Below are 20094 nucleotides of genomic sequence, written 5' to 3'. Positions count from 1 at the left end.
GATCGTCGGGTCAGACCGGCGACCACGGTACGGCAGACCAGGTCAGATCGGCGAGGTTCACGCCCTGCTCAGGGTCCTCGTCGTCGGCGCCAGAGCAGATTTTGCCGTCCGCTTACCACCGTCTCAGCTGCCGCTTTCCGCCCGGCTCGTAGCGTCGTTTCCGGGCTGTCGACCGCCGGTTGACGACCACGAGCGGCGCCGCCTCGAGTGCCGCCGACGGAAGGAGGTACGACATGGCCGACTTCAGGACCGCTCTAGCTGCCGTCGCCCTCGGCGCGGCCACGCTCGGCGCGGCGGGCGCGTGCGACGGAGGTGCGGCGGGGTCCGCGGACGCCCGAGCATCGGCCGCTAGCGGCGGTACGGCAACGGCCCCGGCTGGCGGGCTGGACCCGAATGCTCCAGAGGTCAGCGAGCAGGGTGACATCCCTGACAATCAGGCTTACGTCGGGTACACCCCGGCCTCTGGCGAATACACAGTGCGGGTGCCGGAGGGCTGGTCACGCGTGGACCAGCCGAACACGGTGACCTTCACCGACAAGCTGAACACAGTCCGTGTCGACCTGGCCGCCCGCGCCGTAGCCCCGACAGAGGCGGACGTACATACTGAGATCGCAACGCTCGGGGCGGGCAAGCCCGGATTCTCGGCGGGCACCGTGACCACGGTGCGCCGGAAGGCGGGATCGGCTGTACTAGCCTCCTATCGCATCGACGCGCCACCGAACTCGGTGACCGGAAAGGTCATCAACGACGACGTCGAGCGGTATGAGTTCTGGCACAACGGACAACTGGTGACGCTCACCCTGTCCGGCCCGCACGGCGCGGACAACGTCGACCCCTGGCGCCTCATCACCGACTCCGTCACATGGAACCGGTGATGGCCGGGCCCGTGCTGCAGGCCCAGAACCTGTACCGGTTCTTCCGGGCCGGCGAGGACGAGACGCTGGCCCTGTGCGGGGTCTCACTCGCCATGTCCCCCGGCGAGCGCGTGGTGGTGGCCGGGCCCTCGGGCTCGGGTAAGTCCACCCTGCTCGCCTGCCTCGCCGGGCTGGACGAGCCGGACGGCGGCACGGTGCGGGTGGCGGGCCACCGGCTGAGCCACCGTCCGGAAGCCGAACGTGCCGCCCTCCGGGCGCGATACATCGGCGTGCTCTACCAACACGGCAACCTGCTGGACCATTTGACGATCATGCAGAACATTCAGTTCGTACAACGGATCGCCGGCCGTACGGACCGGACCACGCCGACGAGCCTGCTGGACGCGGTGGGGCTCGCCGCCCGTGCTGGTGCTTATCCCGCCGAACTCTCCGGCGGCGAATCGGCCCGCGCAAGCCTGGCGGTCGCGCTCGGCAACAACCCCGCGGTCCTGATCGCCGACGAACCGACCGGTGAGCTCGACGGCGCGGCCGAGCAGCGACTTCTGGCGCTGCTGGCCGCACGGGCCGCCGCCGGGACGGCGGTGTTGACCGCCAGTCACAGTCCTGCCCTGCTGCGCGCCGCGGACCGGGTCGTCCGACTCAGAGATGGTCAGGTGGATCAATCATGACAGTCGCATTGCCCGCCTCAGCCGGCGAGAACCGGCCCGAGAGAACGGCGGCAGTGTTCCGCTGCTCGGACCTTTCGCGGGTCTACGGCACCGGACACCGCACCGTCGTCGCCGTCCACACCACGAATTGCACGGTGTGGCCCGGTGACCGGATCGCCCTGGTCGGCCCGTCCGGCTCGGGCAAGTCGACCCTGCTACATCTGATGGCCGGTCTGGAGCAGCCGACCGGCGGGCAGCTGTCCTGGCCGGCCCTGGGCGGCGACCCGGCACAGCACCGGGAACTGGTCGGGGTCGTTTTCCAGGCGCCGAGTCTGCTCGATCCTCTCGACGCGGTCGAGAACGTCGAACTCCCGCTGCTGCTGCACGGTTTCGGCCGCGTGGAGGCGCGGCACCGCGCCGAGGCGGCCCTCGCCGAGTTGGGCCTGCAGGAGCTCACCCACCGGCTGCCGGAAGAGATGTCCGGGGGGCAGGCCCAGCGGGTGGCCGCTGCCCGGGTACTGGCCGGACGGCCCCGGCTGATCCTCGCCGACGAGCCCACCGGCCAGCTCGACCATGAGATCGCCGAAGGGGTCATCGCCGGGTTGCTGCAAACCGCTCATCGCCTCGGCGCCGCCGTCGTGGTCGCCACCCACGACCCGTCCGTCGCCAACCAACTGGACCAGGTGTGGACCATGAACGATGGCGAGCTGATCACCTCCGAACAGGTGCTACGGCCATGACCCGGCTGTGGCTGACCGCCATGCTGCGCCGCCGCGCCGCCCAACTTCTCGCCGTCGCCGCCGGCGTGACCGTCGCCGTCGCGCTCCTTGCCGCGCTCGGCAGCTTCGTCACCGCCGCCAAGGCCACCATGACCGCCCGGGCAACCCGCACGGTCGCCGTGGACTGGCAGGTCGAGACCCAGCCCGGCGCCGACCCCGCAGCTGTACTGGCTGCCAGCGCCGCAGCCCCTGGCGTGGTGACGGCGCTGCCCGTCGGGTTCGCCACCCTGCCCTCGCTCAGCGCCAAGGACGGAACGGCGACCCAAACCACCGGCCAGGCGATCGTGCTCGGCCTGCCCGACGGCTATCGTGACGCCTTCCCAGGCGAACTCCGGACGTTGGCCGGCGCGGACACCGGGGTACTGGTCGCCCAGCAGACCGCCGCCAACCTGCACGCGGTGCCCGGGTCGCTGGTGACGCTGACCCGGCCGGGACTGCCGCCCCGGGCCGAGCGGATCGCCGGCATCGTTGAACTCCCGCAGGCCAACTCGCTGTTCCAGGAGGTGGGTGCGCCGCCCCAGTCGCAGCCTGCAGCCCCGCCTGACAACGTGATCCTGCTGCCGAACGCGGAATACCACAGCGTCATCGACCCGCTCCAGGCGACGCATCCCGAACTGATCACCACCCAGGTCCACGTCTCCCGCTCGCACGCGTTGCCGGCCGACCCCGCCACCGCCTTCACCACGGTCACCGCCTCGGCGCACAATCTTGAGGCGACCCTCGCCGGTACGGGGCGTGTCGGCGACAACCTGGGCGCGGCCCTGGACGCCGCGCGCGCCGACTCCCTGTACGCCCAGGTCCTGTTCCTGTTCCTCGGGCTGCCGGCTATCGTCCTCGCCGCGCTGCTCACCGCAGCCGTGAGCGCGGCGGCCACCGGACGCCGCCGTCGTGAACAGGCGCTGCTCCGTACCCGCGGCGCCTCCGCCGGACAACTGTCACGACTGGCGGTATCAGAGGCGGCCGCCATCGCGGTTCTCGGCGCCGCCGCCGGCCTCGGCGCGGCACTGTTGATCGGGCGGGCGGCATTCGGCACGGCCGGTTTCGGCGCGGGCAACGCTGCCCCGCTCTGGTTCGGAGCCGCCGCGGCGGCCGGCTTCGTCATCGCGGCCATCACCGTCCTGGTCCCGGCCCGTCGGGACCGGCGGGCATCCACCGTCACGGCCGGCCGTGCCGTGGTGGGACAGGTTTCCTCTCCAGTCTGGCTACGCTACGGCCTCGACCTGGTGCTACTGGCCGCGTCCGCGCTGGTGTTCCGGGCGACCAGCGGCGCAACCTACGCTCTTGTCCTCGCCCCCGAGGGGGTGCCGAGCATCTCGGTCAGCTACTGGGCTTTCCTCGGCCCGACCCTGTTCTGGATCGGTACGGGCCTGCTGACGTGGCGACTGACCGACCTGCTACTGAGCCGGGGCCGCCCGCTGGTGGCCGTACTGCTGCACCCGTTCGCCCGACAGCTCAGCAACACCGCGGCGGCGACCCTGTCGCGGCAACGCCGGCCGATCGCGCACGCAGTCGTCCTCGTCGCGCTCGCGGTGTCCTTCGCCGCCTCGACGGCGACCTTCAACGCCACCTACCGGCAACAGGCCGAGGTGGACGCGCGGCTAACCAACGGCGCCGACGTCACGGTGACCCAGCCGCCCGGTGCCCGGGTGAGGCCGGCAGCCGCAGCCGACCTGGCCACGGTCCCCGGCGTGCGGACCGTGGAGCCGCTGCAACACCGCTTCGCGTACGTGGGCGCGGACCTGCAGGACCTCTACGGGGTACGGCCGGAAACGGTCACGGCGGCGACGTCACTGCAGGACGCCTACTTCGCCGGTGGCTCCGCGGCGCAGCTGATGGACACGCTGGCCCGCCAGCCCGACGCGATCCTGGTCTCGGCCGAAACGGTGAAGGACTACCAGTTGCGACCGGGAGACCCGATCACACTGCGGCTGCCCGATCCCCGCTCGGCCCGGCCAACGCCCGTCAGCTTCCACTACGTCGGAATCGCCAAGGAGTTCCCCACCGCCCCGAAGGACAGCTTCTTCATCGCCAACGCAAGCTACATCGCTGCCGCGACCGGCAATGACGCGGTGGGCGCGTTTCTGGTGAACACCGGCGGCCAGAACACCGCCGAGGTGGCCGCCCGTATCCGGCAGAAGCTCGGCCCGAGCGCGACGGTCACGGATCTCGCCGCCACGCGAGGGACCGTAGGGTCCAGCCTGACCTCGGTCGACCTGGCCGGCCTGACCCGCGTCGAACTCGGCTTCGCGCTGTTGTTGGCCGCCGCAGCCGCCGGCCTGGTGCTCGCACTGGGCCTAATGCAGCGACGCAGAATGTTCTTCCTCGCCGCCGCTCTCGGCGCCAACCGCCGGCAGCTCGCCGGCTTCATCCTCGGTGAAGCGGCGATCGTCGTGGCCGGCGGCCTGCTGTTGGGCGCCGGCGCCGCGTGGGGGCTGTCAGAAATGCTGGTCAAGGTCCTCACCGGGGTCTTCGACCCGCCGCCGGCACACCTCGCGGTGCCGTGGCCCTACCTGACCACCGTGGCGCTCATCGCCGCCGCCGGCAGCGCGGCTGCGGTGGCCGCAGTCATCCGATCCACCCGCAGACCGACCATCGCCAGCCTGCGGGAAGGCTAAAGGCTTCGCCCTTTCCGACAGCACGCTACCGGCCGGAGCCGCCCTCGGGCTGATCCAGCCGGTAGCCGTGCCCCCGCAACGTGGTGATCGTCGGAACCACGCGGCCGACGGCGGCCGCCTGCGCCAACCTCCGTCGTACGGCGGCCACGTGCACATCCAGAGTCTTGGTAGAGCCGAACCAGTGCTCGTCCCACACGTCTGACATCAGAGTCTCCCGGCTCAAAGCCTCACCGACAGAGCTGGCCAACCGGGCGAGCAGGTCGAACTCTTTGGCCCGCAGCTCCACCTCAACGCCTCCCAGCAGGCATCGACGCCCCGCCACGTCGATCTCCAGATCCCCGATCATGATCCGGCCACCGCCGCGCGCCGCAGTGGTTCCCCGGCGCAGATGGGCCCGCAGCCGCGCCAACAGCTCGGCCAACCGAAACGGCTTGGTCAGGTAGTCGTCCGCCCCGGCTTCGAGGCCCACGACCACGTCGATCTCATCGCGCCGAGCGGTCAGGATCACGATCACGGCGTGCGGCTGCGCCTCCCGCAGCCGCCGAGTCAGCTCGACCCCGTCGAGATCGGGTAATCCGAGATCGACCACCGCCAGGTCGACCCGGCCGACGGCCATCGACGCCGCAGCCTCCGATCCGCTAACCACCCATCGCACCCCGTAGCCCTGGCTCGTCAGGCTGTCCCGCAAGGTCTCGCCGATCATGGGATCGTCCTCGACCACGAGCAGCTCAGCCATACCAGCAAGGCTACGCGGACGCCAGCGACAACCAGACCGCCGGCACGTCCGGTCGGCGGCGACGTCCTCAGAATCCGCTACGTCAACCTTCGGAGGGATGCTGCCGTAGACGCCGTCTGCCTGCCATCGGTTCCGTTGCGGATTCGGCCCGTCGTGGAAACGGACGACTTCACCCCGTGGATCGCGGGCTGGGACGAGGTCGTGCAGGGCGTGCTTGGGCTGGTGCCGGCGACGGCCCGCACCGGGCCGCCGCTGGCGGTGCGGCAGCGGGTGTGGGCGGACGGGTACCCGGTCGCCGGCGGGACGTTCAGCTCCACCGACCAGACGGCCCGGGCGACCCGGTGGGCCGAGGCCGACGCCGCGGCGGGCACGCCAGAGGCGGTGATGACGAACACCACCTTGGGGATCGGCGCGGGACGAGGCGGTGCTCGCCGGCGCGGTGGCCTACCGGCTGCTGGCCGGGCGTGCGGTCCCCGACCACTGGTTGGTCTGCGGCGCGCGGGGCACGATCCTGGTCTGGCTGGCCGGGCAGGCCACGGCACGCTCCGGCGACGGACTCCGCGAGCTCGATCGTTCCAGCTCGGGTTCGCTGCCGTTCGACCCCGTCGGGTTCACCACCGGCATCGCCGTGCCCGACCGCGACGCCGCCCCCGGCCTCGCGCTGCTGGAACGCTCCCGCGACGAGGTCGCCCGGACGGTGGCCGAGCACTGGTCCGAGCTGGTCGCGCCGCAGACGCCGGTGGAACGCGTCGGCGAACTGTTCGGCGTGCCGGTCTCGCCGCCGGTGCCAGCCGAGGAGGCGCCCGTATGCGGCGGCTGATCCTGCTCGGCGCGCTCGTCGGGCCGGTCCTGCGGGCAGTGCGACGCGGGCCGCTGCTCGGGGCGGGGAGCGTCGGCCTGGCGATCGTGGCAGTGCCGGCGGCGCTGGGCACCGTGCTCAGGCCCGACGACCTCGCCGCCCTGCTGCGGCTCACGGCACTCTGCCTCGCCGTCGGGGTCGCGTTCGTCCTCGACGATCCGGCCAAGCCCAGCACCGCCACGACACCGGTACCGGCGTGGGCCGGTGGTGCCGTCCGGGCCACCGCCGGACTACTCGCCGCCGCGGTCGGCTGGGCGGCGGCGGTCGCCGTCACGCTCGCCGGTGCGCAGGAGGGCAACGGCGAGGCCCTGCCGGTGCGCGATCTGACGCTCGAGGCCACCGCCGCCGCGGTGCTGGCCCTGGCGTTCGCCGTGCTCGGCTGGGCGCGGGCGCCGCGCGGCGTCTGCGGGCCCGTCGCCGCGCCCGCCCTGCTCGTCGCCGCCGCCGCGCTGGCACTGCTGCCGCAGCGGCTGGCCATCCTTGCCTCCGTGGATGATCCGGCCGGGTGGGCGGCGGCGCACCGGCGCTTCGCCGTCCTGCTCGTCGCGGCCGGCGCTGTCGCGGTGGCCGGTCTCGCGCTCGGCACGCTGCCGCCACGAACGGTCCGCGTCCGGCGCCGGAACATCCCGGATACCCAAGACACCCGGCACCGTTCGGGCCGCCTGGAAACCACCACACCGGCTGAACCGGCGGCGTAGTGATCCCATGTAGGTGATCTTGGTCTGGCTGCGGTAAGCGATGGCGGGCCTCGCGCCGGCACCCGACGCCGCCCGGTTCCTGCCGGTCGCTGCCGAACTCGCCGCGCTGGTGCCTTGGTCGGCGCACTCGGTCACATCGTCGCGGTGCTCCGCGACGCCGACGCGAGCGTTCTCAGCTCACGTTCTGGTCAGCGGTCCCCGCAACGAGCCAAGCTGAACGCCGGCGGTCCGAGAAGCACGCAGCCGCAAACATTCGAGCCGCCCACCATGTGGTGCGGGTCGAGATGATGTTCCCCGGGTATCGATCCGCTGACCTGCACCATCAGGTTGGAAATGGCTCAACGAAGGTCGGGGATGGTTTCGCCACCCGTCACAGGGCTCGGGGTTGGTGATGAGGCTGGCCACGCAACGTCGTCGATGGCGAGCCACGGTGCGACGGCCACGGCTGTGGGCGTGAGCCCGGCGAACGCCTTGACCTCGCGGTGGAGGTGGGACTGGTCGACGTAGCCGCTCTCGGTGGCAACGCTGGCGGGGGCGTGACCCGCGGCGAGAAGGTGGGCGGCGTGGTCGAACCGCACCAGTCGGGCGGCGCGTTTGGGTGTGATGCCGAGCTGGGACCGGAAGCGGGACCAGAGGCGCTTGCGGCTCCAGCCGACCTCGTCCGCCAGGCCGTCGACCCGGACCCGGCCACGGCTGGTGAGCGTCTGCCGCCAGGTGTAGGCGACCTCCGGATCGACCGCTCGGCGGGCGCCTTTCCGCCGGGAGAGGATCTCCGCCGCGATCGTGAACCGTTCGTCCCATGACGCGGCGGCGCGCAGCCGGTCCTCGGCTCGCCGGGCGGCGCGGCCCCAGATGTCTTCGAGGGATACCACCGCCCCGCTGAGCTCGGTCGACGCGCCGAGCACCGCAGCCGCCGCGACCGGCTCCAGCCGGACCTGGAGGCAGTCGACGCCCCCTCGACCAGATGCCCAAAGGTCGCCGGGGAGGAGCCCGACGACGACACTGCCGCGTTCGCGCCGGCCATGAGTGTCGTAGAGCAGCCCTTCTCCCTCGCTCAGGTCGACAAACAGGCTTACGGATGGGTGCGTGACCATGGCGATGTCCGCGGATGCGGGGGCAGGTGCGCGGAACCCGGCCATGCTGATCCCCGGCAGCCGACGTGACGGGCGTGGAACGGCGATGTCCACGCTCGCCCAGTCTGGTGGTGTCCCGTTCGACAGCACGTCACCAGTCTAGGTGCTGACCACAAAGCGGAACATTTGTCCAAGACACCCCGGCCCTGAGCTTGTGATGCTCGACCTCGTGTCTGGCAAGGCCCCAAATGCGGAGGCCGCGGAGCTCCAAGCGATAGGAGACGTCATGACGGAACCGCCGTCACATTCGAAGATCCGGGCGCTGGCCCCGGTCCTGCCTTCCACTGGTGAATCGATCGGACTGACTAGGAGTGACCAGGATTGACATCCTCCACCCGCCTGAAGGCGGGGGATTCCTCCCCTCGCAGGGTGGATCTTCCTGCTTCATCGGCGACTGCCCCCGGGACGAACCCAAGCCGAGGTCTTACACCGCCTCCACAGGCATCACATCCCGCCAGCCCGGCGGTAGACCGACCGAGTTGCCCCAACCGGCACCGCCGACGCCACCGCCCGTCTGCCGTTCCGTGCAGCCCGGTGGGTGGTGCACGGTCATCCGCCTGGGCGGCGGATTCCCGGTCCCTGTCCTGCTCCGCAGGAGTCCGTTTCCTCCCCGGCCTGAAGGCCGGGGTATCCACGGAGGAATCTGATGACACCGATGCAGCGTCGTACCTTCCTGCTCTCGTCGTTGGCAGCCGGATTCGGCACCGTCGCCGGTGGCGGTCTGCTGGGCCCCGCGCCGGCCGCGTCCGCCGCCGGGCTGGTCGATTCGTTGACCGTGGACAGCGCGCTGAAGGTTCAGGTGGCGAATGGTCAGCTGCGGGGTCGGATGGACCAGGGAGTGGCAGCGTTCCTCGGGATCCCGTACGCCGCCCCGCCTTTCGGCGCGCACCGCATGCGGCCGCCAAGGCCGCCCGTGTCATGGAGGGGCCTGCGCAACGCTACCAAGTACGGGCCGACCTGCCCGAAATACTACCCCCGTCCGGAGAGCACACCGCTGTTCCCGGAGGTCGTGATCCCCGGCAAGGAATGCCTCAACCTCAACGTGTGGACCCCCGATCCCCGGGGATCCGGCTTGCCGGTACTGGTGTGGATTCACGGCGGCGAGTTCAGAAGGGGGTCCGGATCCGCCCCCCCTTACCGCGGGACCTCCTTCGCCTGCAGTGGGGTCGTATGCGTCACCATCAACTACCGGCTCGGCGCGGAGGGCTTTCTCTACCTCGATGACGGCACCGCCAACCTCGGGTTGCTGGACCAGATCGCCGCACTCGAGTGGGTCCAGGACAACATCGCCGCCTTCGGCGGCGACCCGGGGAAGGTGACCGTCGCCGGCCAGTCCGCCGGCGCCATGAGCATCACCACCCTCATGGCCATGCCCCGCACCCAAGGCCTGTTCCACCAGGCAATCACCCAAAGCGGGGCGGCCGCCCAAACACTCACGGCCCAGGCCGCCGCAGACGTCACCTCGAGACTGGCTAAGTCGCTCAGAGTTTCCCCGACCCGCGAAGCCTTCAGCAAGGTCCCAGCCGGACGGCTCGCGCGGGCGGCGTCGGCCCTCGTCGACGAGGCCCAGAGCGGCTCGGATCCGTCTAAATGGGGGGAAAGCCTCCCCTTCGCCCCGGTCGTTGACGGCGACATCCTCCCCGACCACCCGCTCGACGCGCTAAGAAGTGGCGCTAGCAGCGGCGTGCGGCTCCTGGCCGGGTGGAACCGAGACGACACCCGGATCGGCCTCGTCCCCAACGGCATGATGGACATAATCGACAGGGTCGACGAGGCCACCCTCTCCGCACTCGTGAGCGCCCTCGGCGCGCCCGAGGGGACGGTCGAGCTCTACCGGGCAGCCCGGCCGAGAGCGAGCAAAGGAGAGCTGATCGCCGCGGTGACCACCGACTGCTTCATTCGGATTCCGGCGATCCGAGTCGCCGAGGCGCGCCTCAAGGCCGGCGGGTTTAACACCTGGATGTACCGCTTCGACCACGAGTCACCGAGCTTCTCCGGCCGACTCGGCGCCGCCCACGGGGTGGAGATCCCGTACGTGTTCGACCTCCTCGACGAGGAGTCCGTCCGCGCCCTCATCGGCGACCAACCGTCGCAGGTCGTCGCCGAAACCGCCCACGGCGCCTGGGTCAACTTCATTGTCGACAGCTACCCGGGCTGGCGCCCATACAACCTGGCCAACCGGCCCACCGCGCTGATCGACGAGGCGATCACCGTCGTCAACGACCCCGACGGCGCCGAGCGCAAGGTGTGGGCCCGCCGACGCTGATCAGGAGTTGTCGTTCGGCGTCGACTGCGCGGCTCAACGAACGCCGCGAGGTCTGCGGCACAAGGGATTCCAAGTGGAGTCCAGGAGTGCCGCATCTGCCCAGGCGTGACGGCGGCGACACTGAGCACGAGCGCCCACGAGGCCCGTAGGGCGCATCGGCTGTGCTGGCGGTGTTTGTCGTCGGCATGGTCAGGAAGCGCGCCTGCCGGCGCCGGGTGACGACGGGGGGCGTGTATGGAAACGAGGGAGGATCCGGACGTACAGGTCGTCGTGGCGGGCCTGGGACCGGTTGGTGGTGTGCTGGCGGCGCTGCTCGGACCGTGCCCGCCCCGACCCGATGGCCCAGCCGCTGCAGCTCGCCCTGGATCCTGCGGTGGCCCCACCGCGGGTTCTCTCGGGCCAGCCGGAGCACGAGGTCCCGGATCTCGTCGCTGACAGGTGGCCGGCCGGGCTTGTTCGGGTAGGTCCAGCGTCTGGTGATCAGGCGGCGGTGCCAGGTTAGCAACGTCGCCGGGGTGACGATCCGATGTGCTCGTATTCCGTGGGGCAGCAGGTGAGCCAAGGCGGACAGGATCGCCCGGTCCGGCCAGGACAGCGGCGGCCGGCCCCGGACCTGGCGGCGCAGTACTGCCACCTCATGCCGCAGCGCGAGGACCTCGACTATCAGCGCTTTGTCGCCGCGGATCAGCAACCCCAGTCCGCTGAACAAGCGGACCATCCCCAGGTACAGCAGCCGTACGACCATACCGACGATCATCAGCGTGGTACGAGAACTCCCAGCTCACAGCAGGTGCGACGGGTTCTGGCACGGTACAAGCCCGCGCGCGCTCGCCGGCTGAGCGCTGCGCGCGAGCAGCGTACGCGGCTGACCTGCCGGTCGGATCACGGTGCGGGGGGAATCGCGCCACCGTCGTCGGCGAGCGGTGAGCCGTCCAACGCGCGGTCCGTCTCGACGGCGTTCAACGACACCATCACGTCGCCGTCGCGGGTCGGGAAGCGGATGAACTCCATCAGGACGAATCCCGAACGTTTGTTGCCGCGCACGGAGTCGTTGAGGGGTCTCGTGCTCACGCCCTCGACGAGCCACTGGTGCAGCGGCTGCGCGTCCTCCTCCCGCCAACCTTTCAACCTGGCGTGGTGAATCGCCGTGGTCAGCTTCTCGGCCAGGTATCCGGGGTCGCAGGCGCTGGTGATCGTCAGTTCGAAACTCTCGAACCGGTGTCCTGCCCCGAAACGCCATATTGCCCGCACCTCGCGGATGCCCGGAGTCAGCGGCCGGCCGAAGAACATCCAGTCATACGTGTCCAGGAAGGGTGCATGGTCTTTGAGCCAATTGTCCCGGTCCCGCTCCAGCACGATCCAGGGCGAAGGGACCTCGTTGAACTCGTCGACCCACACGACTTCGGGGATCTCCCAGGCGTCCAGCCAGGACCTGACGTGTTCGCGGTTGGCCAGGAACTTGGCCCGGAGTTTGTCGTGCCGCCGGCCGCCTCTGAACATCACTGATCACTCCCCGTGGTCCCAGTCGAGGCCCCAGACACGGACGTTGCCCTTGTGGTCCCCGGTGACGATGGTGCGGAAAGAGGCGTCGGCGCGGATCGCGTTCACCCGGACGGGGTGGCCGCGCAGCGACCGGATCCGGCGCCCGGCGCGCAGGTCCCAGACGTCGACGGTCTCGTCCCCGCCGGCTCCCGCCACGGCGAACCTCCCGTCGGGGGACACCACCAGCCCCTCGGTCCCGTAGAGGAGATCGAAGGGCTCCGCGATGGCCCGCCCGTCGAACACCAGATCGCCGTTCCCGGCATTCCAGACGACAAAGCCCGTCGTTCCGGCGATGGCGGCGAGGCGACGGGAGTCGGCGAAGGCCAGGTTCGCCGACGAACTGTGCTTGACCCCGTCGAGGCGGTAGAGGGGGCTCCTGCCGCCCGGTCGCCACGCGGTGAGGTGGGTCATCTCGGCCAGCAACAGCACGCCGGAGGCGAAACGGATCTCCGTGTGCGGATTGACGTGTGCGAAGGTCCGCAACGACCTGCCCGTGTCGATCGACCGGACCTCCACGGTGGTGGTGTCGCCGGTTCGCAGTTTCACGGCGATCGAGCGGGACTTCTCGTCGGCCGTGACGCCGCCGATCGTCCCGTGCCCGGTGCGGATCGTCGCGACGCGGGCTGCGGCCTCGAGTGACCACACCGTCGCCAGCCCGTATCCGAATCCGACCGTCAGCAGATCGCCGGAGATGTCGAGCGTCGTCTCACCCTCGTCGCGGGGCAGGGCGCCGGCGACCTTGAACCGCGGCTGGAACGTCGCGGTGTCGTGGCACGCGACCGATCCGTCCGAGTAGTCGATGATCAGGTCGCGTCCGGCCCGGGCAAAGCGCAGGCTGATGGCGGGGTTCCGTTGCTGGACCACGGAACCCGCCTTCTGGAGCGTCTCCAGGTCGAAGATCTCCACCTCGTCGATGGTGGCGGGAAAGGCGAACAGCCGCCCGGAGTCGCTGACGTCGAAGGCGCCGTGGGTGAGCATCAAATCGGACAGCTCCTGCTCTACCCAGATGCCGTGCAGACCGGTCCGCTGCAGGTTCCGGCCCGCTGCTCGCGACGCCCGCCGAAGTCGCGGATGGCGTGCATAGCCGGGAATGGTCCTGGCCGCGCGAATGGCGTCGGTCGCGCGCTGGCCCTCGCCGGCCGCGATCATCCCTTCGACGCGTGCCATGGCCTGGTCGAATGCTCGCTCCTCGTGCACGAGCGCGCCGACCGGGCGGGGCGGCGCGTACGACCAGGGGGCGAGATGTCCGCGCAGCGGCATGGGGAGGCGCGACAGCGAGGTCTGTTCGCGGTAGCCGTCCGATTCGGCGGTCACGGCGTATCCGCAGTCGCCGCTGAACGCCGTCGCGTCGCGATGGGATCCGCGCTTCCAGTCCTTCGGGAAGGTGCGGACGCAGCGGCGGATGGCCAGTTCGAGGACCTGGAGGTCACCGGTCCCGGGGTCGAGCAGGGCCCAACCGGCCCGGCCCGAGACGCCGAGCACGTCGTAGCCGAGGAGCCAAGGAATCTCCCACCGTCGCGGCTCATCCCAGACCCGCATGTCCACCGTCATCATCGACCGGTAGCCGAGCCTCAGGACGATCGACCCGTCCGCCGCCACGGCGGTTCTCCGGTCGTCGTTCAATCCGTCGGGAGGCAGGTGCAAGCCCCGCATCCTCGTGCGACGTAGGGGCCACCACTGCTCCACCCGGTGATCGACGTCGGATCCGGGACGCCCCAGCGAGGCGGAGACGCACACCTCCGCGTCCTGGGCGAGGATCACCCGCGTGACTCGGCCCTCGTGGGGCCGGATGTCGACGATCGACTCCCACGCGCCGGTGCGGAAGACGAGGATACGGCCGTCGGCCGTGCCCAGGGCCGCGAAACCGCCCTCGGGGCTGAGCGCCACGGCCGTACCTCCGTCCAGCCGGCCTTCGAGTTCGGCGGTCCCGCCGGTGAGGCGCCACCGCTCGACCACCGAGTCCTGATAGCAGACGAGGACCCGCGCCCCGGCGTGGTCGACCGCGACGTCGACCGGCGTCCGACCGGAATCGGCGAGTTCGCAAACCACCCGGCCCGCGACGGCGTCCCAGATCCGCACCCGGCCCGACTTCTCGGCCACCACCACGTGTGTCGCGTCGTGATCGCAGGCCATCGCCACGACCTCGCCGAACAACCGTCCGAACACCTCGAGCGTGCCCCTCGGCGCCAACCGGGCGCAGCGTTCGCTCGCGGTCGCGATCTCGGGTGAGTCCGGATGCTTCCGGTCCGCCTCGGCCAGGTGCCTCGCCGCGAGCACGCCGTCGCCGCGTTCCAGGTGGACCATCGCGGCCAGGTAGTCCGCCTCCCAGGACTCGCCGGTGGCGCGCAGCTCCGACAGCAGGGTCTCGTCGGTGACGAGGCCGTCGCCCCACCTGATGAGCCCGTGGTTGTAGACCGCGTGGACGTTGTGCGGGTCGACCGCCCTCGCCTGCTCGAACAGCTCGATCGCCCGGCTCTGCTCGCCGAGATCCCACAGCGACAGCGCCTTGTTCGACAAGCCGTCGGCCTTCAGCGCCGGCGGGACCCGGTCGAAGCGCGGGTAGGGGCCGCCCGCGCAGTCCTCGTACACGCCGGCGAGGACTGCCTCCGCCTCGGCGGTGTCGCTGATCCTCGACCGGGGGTCGCGCGCGAGGCAGCCCGCCAGCAGGTCACGCAGCGCCCGCGGGAGATCGGCGCGCAGCGCCGCCAGCGCGTCCGCGCCGTCGTGGCCCCACTCCCAGAGCCGACGCCCGTGCAGCACCTCGATCACCGTCAGCGCCCAGGACCATATGTCGCTGGCCCGGCCGATCCTGCCGTCCGGATCGACCTGTTCGGGCGAGCAGTACTGCGGCGTGAACCCGCCGAGGGTCGCGTAGGCGGTTTCGGCGCCACCCTGCGCTGGTTCCGAGACGTACGCCTTCGCCTTGGCCGTGCCGAAGTCGGTCACCCGGGCCGTCTCGCCGTCGTACATGATGTTGGATGGTTTGATGTCCTGATGCACCAGGCCCGCGGCGTGGGCGTGCCCGATGCCGCGCAGCGTCTGGATCGCGACGTCGAGGGCCTGCGGGAGGGCGCGGCATCGACCCTCTCGCACCGCCGCGGTCAGGTCGCCGCCCGCGATCCATTCCGCGAAGACCACCGGGTACGCGCCGACGCGCCGCACGTAGGCGCACCCGACCACGTTCGGGTGGGGGCCGAGATCGGTCCAGGCCTGCGCCTCCTGGGCGAACAGGTCGAGGATCCCGGGTGCCGCGGCGAGGTCGGGCCGCGGCGTCTTGACGGCGAGGTCGACGTTCCAGGTGAGGTGATGGGCTCGGTACACGAATCCCATGCCGCCGGTCTCGACCACCTCCTCGATGCGGAACGTGTCGAGGACGGTCTCCCCCGGCCGCCACCGGATGACCTCCCCCGCGTCCACACCGGGCCTATTCGACGAGCGCCACGTAGATCGGGGTGCCCAGCAGCACGCCGGTCGGCCCGGACTTCTCGGCCAGCCGCTTGGCGATGAACTCGACCCGCTGCGTCGGCCCCGGGAGCCCGGTCCCGATCTGCGACAGCGCCTCGTGGAAGCGCTCGTCGTCGAACTCGCCCGGATCCGCTCGCAGTTCCTGAAGCTTGCGGAACAGGTATGGCGGGACCGACCCGAGCGGCTCGGCATCGCCGCCGCCGACCACGTGCGATGCCGACCCGCCCAGGACGACGACCTGGTCGTCGAGCGTTCCCGCGAAGACCACGATGCCGGCGGTCGGGAAGACGTGCCAGCGCATCCGCATGCAGGCCTGGAAGTAGGGGCCCGGCTCGGCCGCGGTGCCGATCTGGTCGGCATCCTGGAGGTGCCGGACCACCTTCTCCAGCTTGTCGAGGTCGTGGCGCTCGGGCCGGACCGCCTTGCGGCTGTAGCGGACGAACTTCAGATCCACGGCGACTTCGGTCTCGTGCTGCGCGGTGGAGGTGACCTGTGCCGCGAGGAGCCCGAGCTTGAGGTGCGACAGGTAGAGGTAGTACTTGAGGGTCACGGCGCGCTCCGGTGGCAGGGAGATGGCCGAGTCCAGCCTACGTGGCGCGTGCTTGCGCCGCCGACCCCCGCGTTGGCGTTGGGGCTCCGGCCGGCTCAGCCGATCTGGCAGGACGCGTGGTACTGGTAGCCGTCGTGATCCTCGTCGGTCCAGATCTCGCGCATGGTGTCGTCGGACATCCAGCCACCTCGCTGATCGACCGTCCCGCGTACCAGTGGATGAAGATCTCGGTCACATCGACCACGTCGAACGTTCTCCTCGCCATCGGCTCCCTCACCCGTCACCCGAACGAGGGAGGATTCTCCTTGACCGCGAGGACCAGCCACCCCGGACACACGCCCATGACCTGGGGAATTACGTGAACGACCCGGGTGGGGAATTACTTGAGCGTCAGACCGCTACAGGTGGGAATTACGTGAGCGCCGACAAAACCGAAGAACAGCCGCCTCACCACGATTCAGCAGCAGCTCAACAAGGCCCACAACAGCCTCCGAGCCATCGGCGAACGCGGAAGCTCCTTGCTCAAGACCACCTTCAAGGCGCTACGCAACATCAGCCTCGACCGATGGCGCATCGGCAAGATCGCGGCCGCCGCACTCATCCTGCTCCACACCGGACACGACCGCACCACATGATCACCTTCGGTGATCAGAACGTTGCGCGGAATGGCTCACTACGTCTCCGCTCGCGCCGCCATCCCCGCCTACTGCGCTCTTCGTCTCCGGCAACGAACGCAGAGCGAACCCGCTCAGCGTGAGCGGCACCGACGACACCTCGGCGAGGAACGCCAGATCCTCGGTCTTCTTCCAGCCGGTCAGCATCGCCGACGTGGCGTGGTAGGTGACCCGCTCCTGGCGCAGCGTCCACGCTTCGGTGCGTGCGGCCAACGCCAGGTTGTACACCTTCCGGACACACCCGAACGTCCGAGCAAGCTCAGCAGCCTGCACGTCGGTCGGGTAGAAGTGGTACTTGAACGCCCGCTTCACCGTCCTGACCACGGCCCACACGTTAGCACGCCTGTTCGGAGGCCATGCGGTTGCATGTGGGCGCACGCTGATCCGCCTTGGCGGCGAATCGGCTTTCCCTGCCCTGCCCGGCAGGAGTTCCGTTTCCTCCCCGGCCTGAAGGCCGGGATATCCACGGAAGGAATCTGATGACCGACACCAACCGAGAAATGCTCCGCACCACGTTCGGCCAGGACGCCGAACTCTACAACCAATGCCGTCCCAGCTACCCATCCCCGCTGTTCACCGACCTCGCCACGCTCGCCGGTCTCGGCCCGCACGCTCGGGTGCTGGAGATCGGAAGCGGCACCGGCCAAGCGACCCTGCCCCTGGCACAACTGGGATGCACCGTCGTCGCGATGGACCTCAGCCCCGACATGGTCGCCATCACACGACGCAACCTCGCACAGTTCCCGAACGTCACCGTCGTCGCCTCGGCGTTCGAGGACTGGCAGCCCTCGGACGGACCCTTCGACGCGGTGCTCTCCGCGACCGCATTCCACTGGCTCGACCCCGACGTGCGCATGATCAAAGCAGCTGACCTGCTGCGTCCCGGCGGATCTCTCGGCATCGTCTCGACCCACCACATCGCCGGCGGGACGAGCGCCTTCTTCGCCGACGCACAACGATGCTACGAACGATTCGACCCGACAACACCGCCCGGCATGCGCCTGACTACCGACGACGAGACCCCCGAAGAGGCAGCAGAGTTCGACCGATCGGCACGCTTCGGGCCAGTCGAATTCCGGCGCTACGAGTGGCAACAGACCTACACGGCCCCCGAGTATCTGAACCTGCTCATGACCTACTCCGGCCACCGAGCCATGGCACCGCAGGCACGCAGCGGCCTGTTCGCGTGCATCACTCACCTGATCGACGACGTCTACGGCGGAGCAATTACCAAGCAGTACCGGACCCGGCTCGCGATCGCGCACAAGACACTGTGACTCGGCTCGGCATCCGGCCTTCGCACTGCGGTCACGACGCCCGCTCGGGGTCAAGGGTGGCCGCAGGCAATCGCGCCAGCGACGCGTAGCGCCCCTGACCCCGGGCGGATGGCGTAGAGGATCGGGCACGCGGGGGATGGCTCACGTCCTGGTCCTCCCCGGCGTCCCCGCGCCGGGACCGCGGCTCCGGTGGCTCCGGTGGCTCCGGTGGCAAGCAGCTCCGCTGCGCGGCAGCCGATCGCCCCGACCTCGGCGGCGGCCAGCCCGTCCGGGCGATCGCCCCGACTCGCCTCGGACCACTCGCGGCGCCCCTCGGCATTCGAGCCGGGCGGCTACTCCTGGCCTGTCACATCCTCATCTGTCTAGGCTGGCCAGATGGAGCGGTCATGGGGGCTGTGGCGGCTGTTCCTCGGCCTTGCTGTCGTCTTGTGGGCGTCGGTGTTCGTCAACGCCTTTCTCTCCGGCTGGGAGATGTCACACCAGCTTCTGGCGGCGTTCGTGCTGAACGTGTCGGCGTTGTCTCTCTGGCGCCACCTCCTTGGCCGCCAGGACACACGGCAGAGTTGGAGAGACGGCCAGTCAAGAGGCCCGTAGGCGCCAGCCGATGCCGGCCGGAGGCCGCCAGCAGGCCGAGCGCGGCGGGTGCGCCCCGCTTCGCGGGGCGCCTTGATGCAGAGAGCGAACGATTCGGCAGGCACCCTGCCGCGATCCGCATCGCAGCAGTTCAATGGTTGGGGCCGGGCATGGGACATTTTTGGGAGCCCGCTCACCATGAGCGGGCTCCCCGGAGCCTGGCCCGACTCGAACGGTGCTGCCACCCCTGGGTTCAGTGACGCGCGGTACCGGCGCCGCGCGTTGGGCAGGCCAGCCTCCAAGCGTAGTGCGCCCGAGCCCAACGCGGGGTGCCCGCACATGCCGCGAAGCGCTCGTCACCGAAAGTGACGTCAGTGCCGGTCGCCGGCGCCCGGACACACGAGGTGCGGCCGAGGAGAGTGCGTTGTTGGGTTCCGGGCACGACCGCAAGCGGGCCTGCCGGTGAGAGTCGGTGGTAGGTTGCGGGGTATACGTTCTTGATGATCCGAGCCTGTCTGGACGTGCCCGGGCAGTCCTCGCGCAGCGGTCCCGCCAGATGCTGTGCATGGCCGCCACCGACATCCGCTCGACGGCCGTTCTCCGCATCGACGACCGAATCGAGACAGCGCCCTGCGAGCTGGTCGAAGCGATGGTCAGGTTCGAGGAGCGCTACGGCGGCCTCTGGTACCCGGTCCTCGGCTCCAACGGTATGGAATACGGTCTCGACGGTGATGCGGTAGTTCACCGGACGCCGCTTGGGCTGGCCTTCGCTGGCATCCTGGACGGCGACTGGACCTGGGGCGTCGACGTCCTCGCCGACGGCCGGACCGCTATGGGCCCCGGCCGGTGGTCCTACCGGGTGATCGACAGGTCCGTCGACCAGCGTCTGGAGAGCCACGCCCTGCTTGTCGCGGTCAGTGGCTGGTGCCACCGGACCTTCACCTGCTACACACCGCGTGACGTCATCCCTCTAGTGGACGAGCGACGTTTGCCGCAACGCGAATCCGAGGCGACCGGCCCGACCGAGCTCTGGTGGCTGGACGAGGACGCCGGCGTCGCTGTCCAGGCCCAGCTGCGTGCCTGGCCGCCTGAGCGAGACGAGTGGACGCTGCGGTACTTCGCTCGGGCACCGGCGCAGGCTGCCGACGCAAACCCGGTTGTCTTCGGGGCAACAGTCCACGAGACGGTACCGGCGCTGTGGTGCACGCTGTGTTCCCACCTGGTCGAACCGGGGCGTACCTGCCACCGCGCACACCCGTAATTCGATAAGCGGTGCGGACGGATTGTCCGCGGACAGAGAAGGGCAGGGCCATTGCGTTCTGAGATAACTGCTGGTCACCACGGTGATGAGGTCGTGTGGACGATGGCTGGCACGTCGGGTGGCACGGGCGATGTTGGTCTCGCC

Annotated in this window: 16 protein-coding genes and 1 pseudogene; 11 read left to right on the top strand and 6 right to left on the bottom strand. The window is 70.1% G+C overall.

The window, feature by feature from the left end:
* The first annotated feature begins 233 nt into the window (after window positions 1–233).
* From ACIRG9_RS30975 to ACIRG9_RS30960, 4 genes are read left to right on the top strand one after another with little or no spacing between them, the layout of a single operon-like run.
* On the top strand, window positions 234–875 hold the full coding sequence (locus ACIRG9_RS30975) for a hypothetical protein (protein ID WP_402863885.1): 642 nt from the start codon (window positions 234–236) through the stop codon (window positions 873–875).
* Complete coding sequence (locus tag ACIRG9_RS30970) at window positions 875–1543, top strand: ABC transporter ATP-binding protein (RefSeq protein WP_402863882.1); 669 nt, start codon at window positions 875–877, stop codon at window positions 1541–1543. The genes ACIRG9_RS30975 and ACIRG9_RS30970 overlap by 1 nt, the downstream gene beginning before the upstream one ends.
* On the top strand, window positions 1540–2262 hold the full coding sequence (locus ACIRG9_RS30965) for an ABC transporter ATP-binding protein (protein ID WP_402863879.1): 723 nt from the start codon (window positions 1540–1542) through the stop codon (window positions 2260–2262). Before ACIRG9_RS30970 ends, ACIRG9_RS30965 begins: the two co-directional genes overlap by 4 nt.
* The gene (locus tag ACIRG9_RS30960) at window positions 2259–4916 is read left to right on the top strand and encodes an FtsX-like permease family protein (protein ID WP_402863876.1); all 2658 of its coding nucleotides are present in this window, start codon (window positions 2259–2261) and stop codon (window positions 4914–4916) included. The genes ACIRG9_RS30965 and ACIRG9_RS30960 overlap by 4 nt, the downstream gene beginning before the upstream one ends.
* Before the next feature lie 25 nt (window positions 4917–4941).
* Here ACIRG9_RS30960 and ACIRG9_RS30955 read toward each other — a convergent pair whose 3' ends face one another.
* Window positions 4942–5652, bottom strand: a complete 711-nt coding sequence (locus tag ACIRG9_RS30955; protein ID WP_402863873.1) for a response regulator transcription factor — start codon at window positions 5650–5652, stop codon at window positions 4942–4944.
* 424 nt (window positions 5653–6076) lie between these two features.
* Here ACIRG9_RS30955 and ACIRG9_RS30950 point away from each other — a divergent pair, with 424 nt between their 5' ends.
* On the top strand, window positions 6077–6472 hold the full coding sequence (locus ACIRG9_RS30950; RefSeq protein ID WP_402863870.1) for a hypothetical protein: 396 nt from the start codon (window positions 6077–6079) through the stop codon (window positions 6470–6472).
* Window positions 6460–7209 (top strand): hypothetical protein, encoded by a 750-nt coding sequence (locus ACIRG9_RS30945; RefSeq protein ID WP_402863867.1) that lies wholly within the window; start codon window positions 6460–6462, stop codon window positions 7207–7209. Before ACIRG9_RS30950 ends, ACIRG9_RS30945 begins: the two co-directional genes overlap by 13 nt.
* Before the next feature lie 338 nt (window positions 7210–7547).
* Here the strand turns inward: ACIRG9_RS30945 and ACIRG9_RS30940 are convergent, their stop codons facing one another.
* Window positions 7548–8303: a helix-turn-helix domain-containing protein gene (locus ACIRG9_RS30940; RefSeq protein WP_402863864.1), complete on the bottom strand. Its 756-nt coding sequence runs from the start codon at window positions 8301–8303 to the stop codon at window positions 7548–7550.
* Between the two features lie 685 nt (window positions 8304–8988).
* Here ACIRG9_RS30940 and ACIRG9_RS30935 point away from each other — a divergent pair.
* Window positions 8989–10608, top strand: a complete 1620-nt coding sequence (locus ACIRG9_RS30935) for a carboxylesterase/lipase family protein (RefSeq protein ID WP_402863861.1) — start codon at window positions 8989–8991, stop codon at window positions 10606–10608.
* A gap of 882 nt (window positions 10609–11490) precedes the next feature.
* On the opposite strand, the gene ACIRG9_RS30930 is transcribed toward ACIRG9_RS30935, so the two are convergent.
* From ACIRG9_RS30930 to ACIRG9_RS30920, 3 genes are all read right to left on the bottom strand, one after another.
* Window positions 11491–12006: a hypothetical protein gene (locus tag ACIRG9_RS30930; RefSeq protein WP_402863858.1), complete on the bottom strand. Its 516-nt coding sequence runs from the start codon at window positions 12004–12006 to the stop codon at window positions 11491–11493.
* A gap of 108 nt (window positions 12007–12114) precedes the next feature.
* Window positions 12115–15567 (bottom strand): protein kinase, encoded by a 3453-nt coding sequence (locus tag ACIRG9_RS30925; RefSeq protein WP_402863855.1) that lies wholly within the window; start codon window positions 15565–15567, stop codon window positions 12115–12117.
* A gap of 7 nt (window positions 15568–15574) precedes the next feature.
* A complete protein-coding gene (locus ACIRG9_RS30920) occupies window positions 15575–16165 on the bottom strand; it encodes a DUF7019 family protein (protein WP_402863852.1) in 591 nt (196 codons plus the stop codon).
* A 431-nt stretch (window positions 16166–16596) separates the two neighbouring features.
* Between ACIRG9_RS30920 and ACIRG9_RS30915 the strand changes: the two are divergent.
* Window positions 16597–16800: pseudogene (locus ACIRG9_RS30915) on the top strand (transposase family protein); the annotation flags it as partial.
* On the opposite strand, the gene ACIRG9_RS30910 reads toward ACIRG9_RS30915, so the two are convergent.
* Entirely contained in the window at window positions 16801–17163 is a 363-nt protein-coding gene (locus ACIRG9_RS30910; RefSeq protein ID WP_402863849.1) for a helix-turn-helix domain-containing protein, read from the bottom strand.
* 155 nt (window positions 17164–17318) lie between these two features.
* Here ACIRG9_RS30910 and ACIRG9_RS30905 point away from each other — a divergent pair, with 155 nt between their 5' ends.
* From ACIRG9_RS30905 to ACIRG9_RS30895, 3 genes are all read left to right on the top strand, one after another.
* Entirely contained in the window at window positions 17319–18116 is a 798-nt protein-coding gene (locus ACIRG9_RS30905) for a class I SAM-dependent methyltransferase (RefSeq protein WP_402863846.1), read from the top strand.
* Window positions 18117–18491: 375 nt separating this feature from the next.
* Window positions 18492–18710: a hypothetical protein gene (locus ACIRG9_RS30900; RefSeq protein ID WP_402863843.1), complete on the top strand. Its 219-nt coding sequence runs from the start codon at window positions 18492–18494 to the stop codon at window positions 18708–18710.
* A gap of 544 nt (window positions 18711–19254) precedes the next feature.
* Complete coding sequence (locus ACIRG9_RS30895; protein WP_402863840.1) at window positions 19255–19950, top strand: hypothetical protein; 696 nt, start codon at window positions 19255–19257, stop codon at window positions 19948–19950.
* Window positions 19951–20094: the final 144 nt, after the last annotated feature.

The organism is Micromonospora sp. NPDC093277 (genome assembly GCF_044765245.1).
GTDB lineage: Bacteria > Actinomycetota > Actinomycetes > Mycobacteriales > Micromonosporaceae > Micromonospora.
Note: the sequence above shows the minus strand (reverse complement) of the source record. Positions and strands in the feature narration are given on the sequence as shown.

Excerpts from the sequence above, each read along its gene's own strand:
- ACIRG9_RS30975 (WP_402863885.1), top strand. The coding sequence starts at position 234 with ATGGCCGACTTCAGGACCGCTCTAGCTGCCGTCGCCCTCGGCGCGGCC.
- ACIRG9_RS30970 (WP_402863882.1), top strand. The coding sequence starts at position 875 with ATGGCCGGGCCCGTGCTGCAGGCCCAGAACCTGTACCGGTTCTTCCGG.
- ACIRG9_RS30965 (WP_402863879.1), top strand. The coding sequence starts at position 1,540 with ATGACAGTCGCATTGCCCGCCTCAGCCGGCGAGAACCGGCCCGAGAGA.
- ACIRG9_RS30960 (WP_402863876.1), top strand. The coding sequence starts at position 2,259 with ATGACCCGGCTGTGGCTGACCGCCATGCTGCGCCGCCGCGCCGCCCAA.
- ACIRG9_RS30955 (WP_402863873.1), bottom strand. The coding sequence starts at position 5,652 with ATGGCTGAGCTGCTCGTGGTCGAGGACGATCCCATGATCGGCGAGACC.
- ACIRG9_RS30945 (WP_402863867.1), top strand. The coding sequence starts at position 6,460 with ATGCGGCGGCTGATCCTGCTCGGCGCGCTCGTCGGGCCGGTCCTGCGG.
- ACIRG9_RS30940 (WP_402863864.1), bottom strand. The coding sequence starts at position 8,303 with ATGGTCACGCACCCATCCGTAAGCCTGTTTGTCGACCTGAGCGAGGGA.
- ACIRG9_RS30935 (WP_402863861.1), top strand. The coding sequence starts at position 8,989 with ATGACACCGATGCAGCGTCGTACCTTCCTGCTCTCGTCGTTGGCAGCC.
- ACIRG9_RS30905 (WP_402863846.1), top strand. The coding sequence starts at position 17,319 with ATGACCGACACCAACCGAGAAATGCTCCGCACCACGTTCGGCCAGGAC.
- ACIRG9_RS30900 (WP_402863843.1), top strand. The coding sequence starts at position 18,492 with ATGGAGCGGTCATGGGGGCTGTGGCGGCTGTTCCTCGGCCTTGCTGTC.
- ACIRG9_RS30895 (WP_402863840.1), top strand. The coding sequence starts at position 19,255 with ATGGCCGCCACCGACATCCGCTCGACGGCCGTTCTCCGCATCGACGAC.